The sequence below is a fragment of the Ningiella ruwaisensis genome, assembly GCF_004798935.1.
Classification (GTDB): Bacteria; Pseudomonadota; Gammaproteobacteria; order Enterobacterales; family Alteromonadaceae; genus Glaciecola; species Glaciecola ruwaisensis.
In genome coordinates this window covers 298,692-311,568 of the sequence record NZ_RAHT01000004.1, presented here as the reverse complement: position 1 = coordinate 311,568, position 12,877 = coordinate 298,692, and the positions used below count along the sequence as shown (strand labels likewise).

At 43.9% G+C, this 12,877-nt stretch carries 11 protein-coding genes; 7 read left to right on the top strand and 4 right to left on the bottom strand.

The features are described from left to right. Positions 1-36: 36 nt before the first annotated feature. Together D6V41_RS10415 and D6V41_RS10410 are read right to left on the bottom strand one after the other, a co-directional pair. Positions 37-1,572 carry an ATP-binding protein gene (locus D6V41_RS10415; RefSeq protein WP_136251442.1) on the bottom strand — a complete coding sequence of 512 codons (1,536 nt, stop codon included), beginning with the start codon at positions 1,570-1,572 and terminating at the stop codon, positions 37-39. A gap of 32 nt (positions 1,573-1,604) precedes the next feature. Continuing rightward, on the bottom strand, positions 1,605-2,330 hold the full coding sequence (locus tag D6V41_RS10410; RefSeq protein ID WP_136251441.1) for a response regulator transcription factor: 726 nt from the start codon (positions 2,328-2,330) through the stop codon (positions 1,605-1,607). 219 nt (positions 2,331-2,549) lie between these two features. On the opposite strand from D6V41_RS10410, the gene D6V41_RS10405 reads away from it, so the two are divergent. Then, positions 2,550-3,392 carry a Spy/CpxP family protein refolding chaperone gene (locus D6V41_RS10405; RefSeq protein WP_136251440.1) on the top strand — a complete coding sequence of 281 codons (843 nt, stop codon included), beginning with the start codon at positions 2,550-2,552 and terminating at the stop codon, positions 3,390-3,392. Positions 3,393-3,455: 63 nt separating this feature from the next. Here the strand turns inward: D6V41_RS10405 and D6V41_RS10400 are convergent, their stop codons facing one another. Then, positions 3,456-4,037, bottom strand: coding sequence for a DUF6436 domain-containing protein (locus D6V41_RS10400; protein WP_136251439.1), 582 nt, complete (start codon positions 4,035-4,037; stop codon positions 3,456-3,458). Positions 4,038-4,096: 59 nt separating this feature from the next. Further along, a complete protein-coding gene (locus tag D6V41_RS10395; RefSeq protein ID WP_136251438.1) occupies positions 4,097-5,590 on the bottom strand; it encodes a methyl-accepting chemotaxis protein in 1,494 nt (497 codons plus the stop codon). 342 nt (positions 5,591-5,932) lie between these two features. Here D6V41_RS10395 and argC point away from each other — a divergent pair, with 342 nt between their 5' ends. The 6 genes from argC (at position 5,933) to argA (ending at position 12,864) form a co-directional block, all read left to right on the top strand. After that, positions 5,933-6,955, top strand: coding sequence for an N-acetyl-gamma-glutamyl-phosphate reductase (argC, locus tag D6V41_RS10390; protein ID WP_136251437.1), 1,023 nt, complete (start codon positions 5,933-5,935; stop codon positions 6,953-6,955). Between the two features lie 22 nt (positions 6,956-6,977). Then, positions 6,978-7,751 (top strand): acetylglutamate kinase, encoded by a 774-nt coding sequence (argB, locus tag D6V41_RS10385; protein WP_241664512.1) that lies wholly within the window; start codon positions 6,978-6,980, stop codon positions 7,749-7,751. A 76-nt stretch (positions 7,752-7,827) separates the two neighbouring features. After that, complete coding sequence (locus D6V41_RS10380; RefSeq protein ID WP_136251573.1) at positions 7,828-8,751, top strand: ornithine carbamoyltransferase; 924 nt, start codon at positions 7,828-7,830, stop codon at positions 8,749-8,751. 45 nt (positions 8,752-8,796) lie between these two features. Continuing rightward, positions 8,797-10,011 (top strand): argininosuccinate synthase, encoded by a 1,215-nt coding sequence (locus tag D6V41_RS10375; protein WP_136251435.1) that lies wholly within the window; start codon positions 8,797-8,799, stop codon positions 10,009-10,011. A gap of 84 nt (positions 10,012-10,095) precedes the next feature. Continuing rightward, positions 10,096-11,499, top strand: coding sequence for an argininosuccinate lyase (gene argH / locus D6V41_RS10370; protein WP_136251434.1), 1,404 nt, complete (start codon positions 10,096-10,098; stop codon positions 11,497-11,499). 39 nt (positions 11,500-11,538) lie between these two features. Then, a complete protein-coding gene (argA, locus tag D6V41_RS10365) occupies positions 11,539-12,864 on the top strand; it encodes an amino-acid N-acetyltransferase (protein WP_136251433.1) in 1,326 nt (441 codons plus the stop codon). The last annotated feature ends 13 nt before the right edge of the window (positions 12,865-12,877 follow it).

Here is a 12,877-nt window from a genome sequence, read left to right as displayed (position 1 = left end):
GTTATTATTCGACAGGCTTTTTTTGCTGGCATTCGCTTACTTTTGTTTGCACGGCAAGGTGATACAAATGCATAAACCTCCGAGCGTCGCTTTAGATGCTTCGACTTTTCCATTATGAAGCTCAACAGCCGCCTTCACGATAGCAAGCCCCAAACCATGATTTTCGCTTTGTATTTGCTTACCTGGCTTTTGTTCGCTTTGGCTTGAATTTTGGACTGAGTTTTGGCTTGGGTTTTGGCTTGAGTTTTGGCTGGAAGCCGCCTGATAAAATGGATCAAAGAGCCGTGGTAAATCCGATTGCGCCACGCCGCGACCATCGTCACTGATACGGATAGTTAAACCTTGAGACTGAGAAGCATCGTGATCAAGCACACGAAAATCTATTTCAACTTTTGAATTGGCAAAGCGAATCGCATTTCGCGCTACATTTTCAAGCATACTGACTAGCGCCTCTTGGTCTGCTTCAATAAAGACCTCAGGCATTGCATTTACTGAAAGCTCAATATCGTTGGCATGCGCTTCAAACTGCAAATCCTTGATACTCTGAGAAAAGATATCATGGCAAGGCAACAATGAGAAAGCCTGCTTTCGTTCGCTCAAGCCCGCATTGATATTTTGAAAGCGTGTCAGTTTTAGGATCTGCGCAATTAACCTGTCCATTGTAATGACTTCCTGCTCAATACGCTGTAAATACTGAGCACCATGTGAGACCAGCTCTTGTTTACTTTCCATTAGCATGGCGGCCGCTAACTGCAAGCGGGTGAGCGGCGTTCGTAACTCATGAGAAACGTTGGCCAATAAAGCTTGCTGATGCTGCATGCTGGCGCCAATTTTGTCAGCCATAAGCTCGAAATCACGCGCCAATTGTCCTATTTCATCCTGTCGGGTTTGGGCTAACTGCGTGCGAACATCCAATTGCCCATCGGCATACTGCTTCGATATTTGTTGCAATTGTTTAATGGGCGCAGTCAAGCGCTTGGCTAAAAGAAAGCAAAGTAAAGTGCCGACACATAATATGGCAAACAAAGCAATCCCTACTGCCTGAAACTCTCGCTCCTCACGTTTGAGCAGTCGACCAACAAACAGTGCATGTGAGGCTTGCTCATCGCTTAACATCAGTCCATTTTTTTTCGCTTGTGACAGCGAAAATTTAAATGGTCCGATAAACTCCATATTCGGCGCTTTAATGTGAAAAGGCTGCTCTGCTTCTGCCAACTCAACAAGAGGATTTTTTGGTGGCAGTATAGGCGACGGAAAGCCTAAAATAAGCGCATCTGTTTCCAATTCCACAACTAAAAGCTGAAAGCGGCCGCGACTGGCGACTCGTCGTAAGGCTCGCGGTAAAGGGGTTTCTCTTTGAAGCGCTAAACCAAGCATTCTGATGGGCCCTTCAACGCGCTCTAAATCTGCTTGCGTGGGTTCTGAAATATCGACAGGTGGCGCTAAAAATCGCGCAAGCAAAAATACAACGATAATAAGTGCGCAGACTGATAGCCAGAACCACAGGAAGATTTTTCCGAAAATAGAACGGATGGGGTTAAAACGTGACAGCCACGCGATTGTCTTTTTCACTGCTCTTTCATCACTGCTTCTTTTTCACTTTTTTAATGGCTATTTGCCACCATCATATAGCCGCTCCCTCTGACGGTGCGAATTACATTATCAACGCCTGCTTCACTGAGTTTTTTACGAATGTTGCTCATATGCATATCAAGACTTCTGTCGAAGGGCATCAGTCGTCGTGAAAGTACCGACTGACTCAGGTGTTCTTTAGATAAAAGATGCCCTTTGCTTCGCATTAAATGCAGTAGAAACAAAAATTCTGTTCCTGTCAAAGCAAGTGTTTGCCCTTTTACCTTAACTTCGCGGGTAGATTCGTCTAAAACAATATCATGTAGCTCCATTTTGCTTTGTTTGATAAAGCCTGAGCTAGGGTCGAGCCGTCTGGTCAGTGCTTTGATGCGAGCTAATAACTCTCTATGATTAAAGGGTTTTGGCAAATAATCATCCGCACCCAATTCAAGCCCGAGTATTTTATCGTAATCATCCCCTTTAGCGGTGAGCATAATAACCGGAATGGCAGAAAACTGGCGTAATTGCTTGAGTAGCTCAAAGCCATCTAATTGCGGCATCATCACGTCTAATAAAAGAAGGTCATATCCACCGCTTTTGAGCAACTCTAATCCTTTTAAGGGAGATTGCTCCGCACTCGCGTTTAGACCTTGCTGATTGAGATAGTCACACAGCAAATCGCCTAAAGCCTTATCATCATCGATAAGCAATATTGTATTTGCCGTTTGGTCTACTTTTTGAACGCCGGTGTTTTGCATCGCCTATCCTACATCCCTATTTTTAAAACCGATTAAGCTTCATTACTGAGTTATTATGACTCGACAGACGCAGATTTTCTGGCATCTTTACGAAATCTTTACCTTTGCTATGCACAACTTTACTTGCGCTTTCCTATTATAAAACTGAATAAAAGCCGCAGTGAGCATATTGCGGATACATTTTTTAAAAAATTAGCGAAATATAATTGGAGCGTATTTATGCACATATTAGCACCTATACATGAACTTAGGTCCAGCTTTGCAGTAAGCTTGGTCAAAGGTCCTGCATTCAAAGCGGCTGCGCTGGCAAGTTTAATGCTTATAACCAGCGTTAGCCTGGCACAAAGCCCTTATAAGCTTTTTGAGCGACTCGATCTGACACAAGCGCAACAGCAAGACATCAGGCAAATTCTTTCACAAACCAAAGCAGATAATGCAATATACCGAGGTGAACGCGATACCATGCAAAGCGATATGCAGGTATTAATGCAAAAAAGCAGTTGGGACGCACAGTTAGCGCAACAAATAGTGAGCACTCGTGTGGACCACTCAACTGAAGTCGCTCTGAATATTGCCAATGCCAAACATGAGGCCTATAGCCTTTTAAGCAATGAACAAAAAGCTGAATTGGCAAAGGTCTTAAATAATGCAAGCGATATGGATAAACGAGCAAAGCCAGGAAATCGCGAGCGTCGATTGGATATCATGAAATTGGCTAAACGACTAGATGTGAGCGACTCACAGCTTAGCCAATTACAAGCAATCAAAGAGCAACAACAGTCTTATAATCAAGCGCATCGTAGTGAATTCAAAACATTTAAAGATGCAGAGCAAACATTGATATTCAGTGACGAATTTAATACTGATGCATGGCTAGCATTACAAGCGCAACAAAAGCAGGCTAAAATTGAATTGGGTGTGCAACAAGCCTATTTCCAGTATCAAATGCTAAGCGTACTTGACGATTCGCAACGCGAAACATTGCAAACCATGATGGAAAATATGAAAAATCGCGACGGGAAAAAGCCAAAGAGAGAACGCAATCATCAATTAGGCAGTTAAACAGTTAAGTGACAAGTCAGGGTATCGATTAATCGCATGGGCTTATTTTTGACAAGCCCATTTTTATGATTGATGACAATAACATCCTCTTGCCTCTGCGCGAATAATAGCGCGAGAAAATTCATGACTATTGAGCGTCAATGCATTGGGCTCTAAAAACCTTTGCTTAACGACTTCGTTGACTTCGCCTGAGCGTCCAAAACAACCACTACCACTTGAATAGGGGCCAAAGTATGCAAGCTCCCCATTCGAATCAATCACCGCCACTGCGGGCGTGGAAGGAACATAGTGTTTGAGAATCGCTATCTTGCTCACATTTAAAGTGTTGATATGCACATCACTATCTTCAAGCATGCTATTAAGGGTATTAATGTGCGCTTGTGCCAAGGTTTGGCAAAAACAAGGCTGCTCAGACTCAAAATGAATCAAACGTTTAACTGGATTTTGTGCGCTTTGCTCGTTAGTGAGCTCATTGAGTAAATCGCTAAAGTTTGTTTCAAACTCAAGCGACATTAACTGTTGGGACAAGCGCAAATCATGATCAAAAGCTTTAGTAGTTTGTGTATTCATCGAAAGCACAAGAAATGAAGCGCCGGCAAACCAAATAATTGCAAGACTCCATTTCAATATTACCTTGCCATTCATGTGTCGCCAGTCGCCTTTTTGCCGTCTGAATATGCTAGTTGCTTCATAACACTCAAAGGTTACATTTTAAACTTGCTGAGTTGTTCACCAAGCTCATTGCTAATGCGGTTTAATGCAATAATGTCTTGTTGAAGGCTTCTCACCTGTGCGCGTTCATCTACAAACAGTTCGTTTAAATATTCTGCCGACTGGCTGATAGACGCAGATGTGTTAGCTTGTGTTGTGGCGGAGCCCGCAACGTTGGTCACGTTGCTGTTTACCACCGCAATGGTGTCTAATACCTGCTGCATGTTGTTCGTAGCAAGCTCTGATGACTCAACAGCAATATTCACCATATCCACGCAGTTATTCATATTTTCGACGCTATGGTTGGCGCTTGCGGTCAATATTGTTGTAATTTGCTCAATTTCTTCTGCACTTTCCTTTGACTTTATAGCAAGGTTTCTCACCTCGTCTGCTACCACTGCAAACCCCCTTCCGTGTTCGCCAGCACGCGCAGATTCAATGGCTGCGTTTAAGGCGAGCAAGTTGGTTTGTTCTGCTACCGTTTTGATCGACTGCATAACCTCTGCAATATTTTGGCATTTGCCGCTGAGATCGCTTATGGCTTCTGAGGTAGTTTGTAAAGTGGATTTTAACTGGCCAATGTTGTTGCGGCTGTCAACAATTGCTGTACGTGTTTCTTCTGTTTTGCCTTTGGCGTTCTCAGCGTACTGGTTTGCATCTTGCGACAAAGAAGCAACATCTTGAATGCTCGTGGTCATATGGCGCATGGCTGACGAAATAGAACTGACTTGTTCGTTTTGCGCATCTACGGTTTGGTCAAGCTTATCAGACGATGTCTTTACCTTTTCAGCAAAACAAAGCAACTCTTCGCCTAGTTTGTAGACTTTACTTACCAGCTCTTTCACCGTGGTAACCATCAGGTTGAAATGACCTAGATGGCTGACTTCTTTTAGGTGCATATCATCAAGGTCAATGGAGCCATTTTCCCCAACCATTCGCTCCACGGATTGTTGCAAGGCCAGAGCGGCATTTGCTTCAACGCGGGATTTGTGAGTCATAAATGCAAGTACAACACACTCTATTATGGCAAAAGCAGCATGGATCAATAGAATTAGAAAGGCAGGCTTACTATCTTCAAATACAATGAGGTTTCCGCCTAAATGTTGCACAACAAATCCGCCGATATGATGCACTGCAACTACAACCGTGCCTGTGACGATAACTTTCCAATCACGGAAGAAACTTAAAAAAGCCAGTATCACAAACACCTGAAAATGCATTTCAGTCATTCCCATCGTTTGCTGAATGTGTAGCGCTGCCATTAATTGTGTTGCTACTGCAACCACATGACGCGTCAACGCTGATTTATATGCACTTAATCCTAAATATAATGCGGGTGCGATGATGATCGCACCGATACCCATACCTAATGCGAGCGTGTCGGTGAGATAGCCAATTATTGCGCTTATTACAAACTGGGCAAGCAATACGTAGCGAAAAATAGTATGCGTGCGTTTGTATTCATCGTTTAAATTAATATTAATCACCCTTAGCTCCAGCAACAAGGTATAGACTGTGTAATAATTTATCGGCAAAGCAGTCAAAATTTATAGTTTAAGTTTTATAATTTATTGTCATCTAGCGATATGTTTGAGCGAATAAATTGGATATTTATTGATGCACTTGTCAATTATATGCATTTTTAATCAATTTTATTGCATATATATTTTATTATGCTAAGCTCTGCGCTCTTTAATACTGTGCAGCTTAAACCGCAATGATATTCGCCATGACAGCGTTTGCATTGAACGCAATTAGGCAAAATTGCATGATCACACAACCGGCTTTGACTTATCAGTAGTTAGAGCATAAAAAAGTATAAATTTAGAATGTTAAAAACATGCGTACTAGGTGCAAGTGGATACACTGGCGCGGAATTGGTTAATATTATTCATCGGCATCCCGAATTTAGCTTGGATGCGATTTATGTGTCTGAAAATAGCCAGGATGCAAACCGTGCATTTTCTCAAGTACATCCTGCCTTTGCTCATACCTGCGACTTGAAGTTACAAGCGCTTAAAGGGAGTGAATTAACGCAAATCGGAAATGCTTTTGATGTCATTTTTATGGCCCTGCCTCATGAAGTTAGCCATGACTGGCTGCAAACGCTCAGCAACACAAAAGCAATGATTTTTGATTTATCTGGCGCTTTTAGATTAAGTAACGCCGATATTTTCGAGCAGTTTTATGGTTTCAAGCATCAACACGCTGCTATGTTGCAAATGCGCGCATATGGTCTGGCGGAATGGTACGCAAAAGAAATTGCAGAAGCGGCAAAACTGGTTGCAGTCCCCGGGTGTTATCCCACTGCATCGTTACTTGCGTTAAAACCGCTTATTAATAACGGTCTGCTAAGTCCATCTCAAGTGCCTATCATTAACGCAGTAAGTGGGGTAAGTGGTGCAGGACGAAAAGCATCCATGACAACCAGCTTTTTTGAAGTCAGTCTTCAAGCCTACGGCGTTTTAAATCACCGTCATACACCTGAAATTGAAGAATTTGCAGGCACGCCTTTAATTTTCACGCCGCATTTAGGGGCGTTTAAACGTGGCATATTGGCTACCGTCACCGCTTTTTTAGATGAGTCTGTTATGGATTCCCACATTGACCAAGCCTTCAACGAGGCCTATGAAAATAAACCACTCGTTCGCCTATGTGATAGTTGGCCAAAAGTTGATCAGGTCGCAAATACCCCATTTTGTGATATACACTGGGCGTTTGATAAGCACAAGCGCTGCGTAGTGGTAACAAGTGCCATTGATAATCTCCTTAAAGGGGCTGCCAGTCAGGCAGTTCAGTGCGCAAATATCCGCTTTGGATTGGATGAGACAGCAGGTTTAGTTACGCAATGATTGAAATCAAATGACAGATAACATGCTAGTCTTAAAGGTTGGCGGGCGATTTTTCGATGAATTGAACCTGCAAGCGCAAGCAAAGCACCCTCTTTTACATGCAGTAAAGACGCTTCAGTCGCAAGGCAAAAAAGTGGTATTAGTCCATGGCGGTGGCGATCAGGTGCAACAACAGCTGGCGGCGTTGAACTTGCAAAGCCATAAAGTCGATGGATTGCGTGTCACACCATTTGAACATATGCCAACAGTAAGCGGTGTATTATCCGGCTATTTAAATAAAACACTTGTTGCTCATAGCACCAGTATTGGGCTTACACCAATGGGATTAACACTTGCCGATGCTGATATCGCAAAATGTACTCAAGTGAGTGAAAGCTTGGGTGCCGTTGGCCAGCCCGAGGGGAAAAGCTCTCGCTTACTTAAGCTATCATTAGACAACGGCGTGTTGCCTATTATTGCTTCAATTGGCGCAGATACAGACGGCAGACTTTACAACGTTAATGCAGACCATGCTGCAACCTGCATTGCTCAGCTCCTTGGCGCTCGCCTCATACTCTTATCTGATGTTGAAGGCGTGCTTAATCAGCATAAAATAAAATACAACAGTCTGAGTGCCATGTTAATCGATGAGTTGATTGCAAATAAAGTGGTAACCGACGGCATGATTGTGAAAGTACAAGCGGCCCAAGACGCCGCAAATATGCTTAAAAGCGCCGTCACGATAGGGAGTTGGAACGATGCCGGAAAGCTATGTCTTTCTGACGGCGTGTTTGGCACCCAAATTCAGCCTGACTAAAGGTATCTTAATCGAGGCGTTACTAAAATACGATCTCTATTAAATAAGATGAAAGCTTATGACAAAAGGACACACAATGCATCAGGACTTACTCACATTTATTGATTGGACAAGCGAAGAAGCGAAACGCCTTCTCGATTTTGCCTTGGATTTAAAGGCGCATCCTGATAAATATGGAAAAACCTTGGCGGGTAAGTCTGTCGTCGCGATTTTTGAAAAACCGTCTCTCAGAACCCGAGTAAGTTTCGATATTGGTATTCACAAGCTCGGCGGCCACATGGTTTACGTCGATAGTCGAGGCAGTGAGTTAAAAAAACGTGAAGATCCAATTGATATTGGTGCCAACGTTGCCCAATGGGCTGATGCCATTGTGGCGAGAGTATTTTCACACAATACGCTTGAAGCACTGGCAAATGGGGCAGAAATTCCGGTAATTAATGCGCTATGTGACTTGTACCATCCCTGTCAGGCACTGGCAGATTACATAAGCATGCGTGAGCATCTCGGCGGAATAAAAGGAAAAACGCTTGCCTATATCGGAGATGGCAATAACGTCACCCATTCGCTTCTCATATTAGGTGTACTTTTAGGCTGTCACCAAATAGTTGTAACGCCTAAAGGACATGAAATTGACCAAAGTATTCGAGACAAAGTCACTCAACTTGCTATGGCCGAAGATGTTGGAGTGCAGTTTCTAAATGATATTGACGAGTTAAGTTCATGCGATGTGATTTATACCGACACCTGGCTGTCTATGGGTGACAATACGCCGCTGGAGACCATCAAAGCGTCGTTTATGCCATACCAGGTTAATCGTGCGTTGATGGAGAAAACCAAGGCGCAATTTGCCATGCACTGCCAGCCGGCTCACCGTGATTTGGAAATTACAGGTGAAGTGATGGATTCGCCTCAATCGCTATTAATGGCACAAGCAAATAATCGATTGCATGCACAAAATGCAATTTTGAGCTATTTATTAAATGAAAATTTACAGTTTTAGTCTTAGATGAAGTGCAATCACTACAACCCTTAATTAGGAAACAACATGTCAAACATCAATAAAGTCGTACTTGCCTATTCGGGCGGCTTGGATACTTCCGCAATCGTTCCGTGGTTGAAAGAAAACTACCATTGCGAAGTTATCGCATTTGCCGCTGATGTGGGTCAAGGTGATGAAGAGTTACAGGGGCTTGAAGAAAAGGCCATTGCAAGCGGCGCGAGCGAATGCCATATCGTTGATTTGAAGGAAGAATTTGTTAAAGACTTCATTTACCCCACAATTACCACCGGCGCAGTTTATGAAGGTGAGTACTTACTCGGCACTTCAATGGCGCGTCCCGTGATTGCAAAAGCACAGGTAGAGGTTGCAAGAAAGGTGGGTGCAGATGCCTTAAGTCATGGATGTACGGGTAAAGGAAATGACCAGGTACGATTTGAAGGTACGTTTGCTGCGCTCGCCCCTGATTTAAAAGTGATTGCACCTTGGCGTGAATGGGATATGGTCTCGCGTGAAGATCTACTAAACTATCTGGCAAAACGGAATATAAAAACAAGCGCTTCTGCCACCAAAATTTATAGTCGCGATGCAAACGCATGGCACATATCGCATGAAGGTGGTGAGCTAGAAGATCCATGGTGTGAGCCAAGCAAACAAGTATGGACCATGACGGTAGATCCGATGGATGCGCCCGACTCACCAGAAACAGTCAGTTTGCGTTTTGTAGAAGGTAAGCTAACTGAGGTCAACGGCGAAGCACTTTCCCCGTATAATGCGCTTGTAAAACTTAACCAAATCGCCTCCGCGCACGGAGTCGGTCGAATTGATATTGTAGAAAATAGACTCGTAGGCATGAAATCTCGCGGTTGTTATGAGACACCGGGAGGAACAGTCATGGTTAAAGCCTACAAGGCGCTAGAAACCCTGGTTTTAGATAAATCTGCTCTCAAGTATCGAGAACAAATCGGCCTTGAATTTGCCCACGTAATGTACGACGGCCGATGGTTTACCGCGCTTAATGACGCACTTTTAGCCGGTGCGGCGAGTTTTGCCAGACTTGTTACAGGTGAAATTGTGGTGAAACTTTATAAGGGCACCGCAAGCGTTATCCAACGAAAATCACCCAATAGTTTATATTCAGAAGATTTTGCAACCTTTGGGGCAGATGATGTCTACGACCAGTCTCATGCTGAAGGCTTTATTCGCTTGTTTAGCTTATCGAGCCGAATTAAGGCACTTAAAGCGCAAGGCAGTACAAAATAAGGCACTGCAAAATAAGGCAGTGCGAACTAATGCAATGCGAGAAAATAAACCTTACGTCACTTGATTAATAACTAGGAGCAAAATATGGCCTTATGGGGTGGACGATTCAGCGGTAGCGCAAGCCAAATGTTCAAACAAGTCAACGACTCTTTACCCTTTGATTATGTTATGGCAAGCGAAGATGTAACTGGGTCGATTGCATGGTCCAAAGGCTTGCTTCGCGCTGGCGTGCTAAGCGAGGATGAGCAGCAGACACTTCAGCAATGCCTTGAAACATTGCAGCGTAGTATTGAGGCCGATAATGTCGATTTTAGTGACTCAGGTGAAGAAGATATACACAGCTTTGTTGAAGCCTACCTGACTCAAGCGCTAGGCGATTTAGGACGTAAACTCCATACAGGACGAAGTCGAAATGATCAGGTTGCCACAGATTTTCGTCTTTGGTGCAAGCGGCACCTTAATTTGCTTAAACAGGACATTATTAATCTGCTTGATGCGCTTCTAAAATGCGCAAATCGACACGATAAAGCAATCATTCCCGGCTATACACATTTACAACGCGCGCAGCCTGTGCTTTTTGCACATTGGTGTTTAGCATACACCGAGATGTTAAAACGGGATATCTCTCGCATTGATGACTGCATAAAGCGCCTGAATCAGTCTCCACTTGGTTGTGGTGCGCTTGCAGGCACCACGTTTGAGGTGGACAGAGAAAGCATCGCGCAGGATTTAGGGTTTGATAGCCCTTGTCTGAATAGTCTTGATGCTGTATCAGACAGAGACTTTGTACTTGAACTCCTTTTTTGTGCAAGCACAGGCATGATGCATTTATCCAGAATGGCTGAGGATCTTATTTTTTATAATTCAGGAGAAGCAGGCTTTTTGCAACTTAGCGATGCCGTCACATCCGGCTCGTCTTTAATGCCACAAAAGAAAAATCCGGATGCACTAGAGCTGATGCGCGGTAAATGCGGTCGTGTTTTTGGTCATTTACAAGCTTTGTTAGTTACAATGAAGGGCCTTCCCTTGGCATATAACAAAGACATGCAAGAGGACAAAGAAGGTGCCTTTGACGCAGTCAACCAATACCATATTTGCTTGTGTATTGGTGTTGAAGTATTGGAGGGCTTGAACCTGAATCAAGAGCGCACGCGTCAAGCTGCTCAGCAAGGATATGCAAATGCCACTGAACTTGCCGATTATCTGGTCAATAAAGGCATTCCCTTTCGCACTGCTCACGACCTTTCCGGTCAGGCTGTTCTTGAAGCGATCAATGAAGCTTGCGCTTTAGAGGAATTATCGCTCACTCAACTTCAGGAAATTCATCCATCGATTGAAGATGATGTTTACGCATGGCTTGAACTGGATGCTGTTATCAATAAGCGCAATCAGCTAGGTGGCACAGGATACGATGTTGTTACCAAGGCGCTTTATCTCGAACTTGAGAATCTGGATAAATTAAAGTCCAGTTTCAGCTCTGCAACTTAAATGAAACAACACTTGTCGGCACACACGGGATAGCCATAAATGACACTTTCACACGAAGACAGTATTCGTTTATTCAGAAACTCAGCACCCTATATTAATGCTCACAGAGGTAAAACCTTTGTGGTCATGTTTGGTGGCGAGGCGGTGCTTGATCCAAACTTTCCTCGCTTAATACAGGATATAGCCCTCATTCATAGTTTAGGAATGCGCATTATTATCGTGCATGGCGCTCGTCCACAAATCGATGAGCGACTGTCTTTTCGTGATGTCCACGGGCAGTTTGTCGACGCGCTTCGCATTACCAATAAACCAACTCTGGAATGCGTTAAAGATGCCGCCGGATCATTGCGAAGCCAAATAGAAGCGCTTCTTACTCTTGGCTTACCTAATTCTCCTATGCATGGTGCACGCATTCGCGTATGTTCCGGTAACTTGGTGATAGCCAAACCCATTGGGGTTAAAAATGGAATTGACTTTGAGCACACCGGTTTGGTGCGCCGCATAGACGTTGAGGGGATTAAAGACCAGCTTGATGACGGCTCAATTGTGCTTTTGTCTCCAATGGGTTACTCACCCACAGGCGAAGTGTTTAATCTTTCTCACGAAGATGTTGCCACTCAAGCCGCAATTGCAATGAAAGCGGATAAACTTATTACGCTTTCAGAGTACGACGGTCTTTATAAAGTGGACGAACATGAAAGTGAAAAATTTATTCGCACCATTGAATTACAAACGCTTGAAGGCTTGGTTAAAGAGAATAAGATTGTTGGCGAAATCACCTGTTTAACGGCCATGATGGCAGCCGTTGAATCGGGTGTTGAACGCGCGCATTGCGTCAGTTTTAAAGAGAACGGCGCCATTCTCAAAGAGTTATTCACACGAGACGGTGGAGGCACACTTGTACTTCAAAACCACTATGAACAGCTTCGCGGCGCGGTGATAGATGATGTTGGCGGTATTCTGAAGCTTATAAGACCACTTGAAGAAAGTGGCGCCTTGGTCAAACGCTCACGGGAGCTTCTGGAAAATGAAATCAGCCAGTTTACGGTCATAGAGCGAGACGGCATGATCATCGCCTGTGCGGCCTTGTATATGTATCCAGAAGATGCAAGCGGTGAGATAGCTTGTGTAGCAACACACCGCGATTACCGGGGCCAAAATCGTGGAGAGCGCTTGCTTGAGGCGATGAAAGCAAAGGCGGCACTTAATCAACTCAAACGCATCTTTGTGTTAACCACTGTGACTGGTCACTGGTTTCTGGAGCAAGGCTTTGAGGAAAAAAGCATCGACACCTTACCTCCAAGTAAACAGCAAATGTACAACTTTACGCGAAACTCAAAAGTTTACATGCTCGAGCTGGATTAACCGCCCTTAGCAA

Excerpts from the sequence above, each read along its gene's own strand:
- argH (WP_136251434.1), top strand. The coding sequence starts at position 10,096 with ATGGCCTTATGGGGTGGACGATTCAGCGGTAGCGCAAGCCAAATGTTC.
- argB (WP_241664512.1), top strand. The coding sequence starts at position 6,978 with ATGCTAGTCTTAAAGGTTGGCGGGCGATTTTTCGATGAATTGAACCTG.
- D6V41_RS10400 (WP_136251439.1), bottom strand. The coding sequence starts at position 4,037 with ATGAATGGCAAGGTAATATTGAAATGGAGTCTTGCAATTATTTGGTTT.
- argA (WP_136251433.1), top strand. The coding sequence starts at position 11,539 with ATGACACTTTCACACGAAGACAGTATTCGTTTATTCAGAAACTCAGCA.
- D6V41_RS10380 (WP_136251573.1), top strand. The coding sequence starts at position 7,828 with ATGCATCAGGACTTACTCACATTTATTGATTGGACAAGCGAAGAAGCG.
- D6V41_RS10405 (WP_136251440.1), top strand. The coding sequence starts at position 2,550 with ATGCACATATTAGCACCTATACATGAACTTAGGTCCAGCTTTGCAGTA.
- D6V41_RS10410 (WP_136251441.1), bottom strand. The coding sequence starts at position 2,330 with ATGCAAAACACCGGCGTTCAAAAAGTAGACCAAACGGCAAATACAATA.
- argC (WP_136251437.1), top strand. The coding sequence starts at position 5,933 with ATGTTAAAAACATGCGTACTAGGTGCAAGTGGATACACTGGCGCGGAA.
- D6V41_RS10375 (WP_136251435.1), top strand. The coding sequence starts at position 8,797 with ATGTCAAACATCAATAAAGTCGTACTTGCCTATTCGGGCGGCTTGGAT.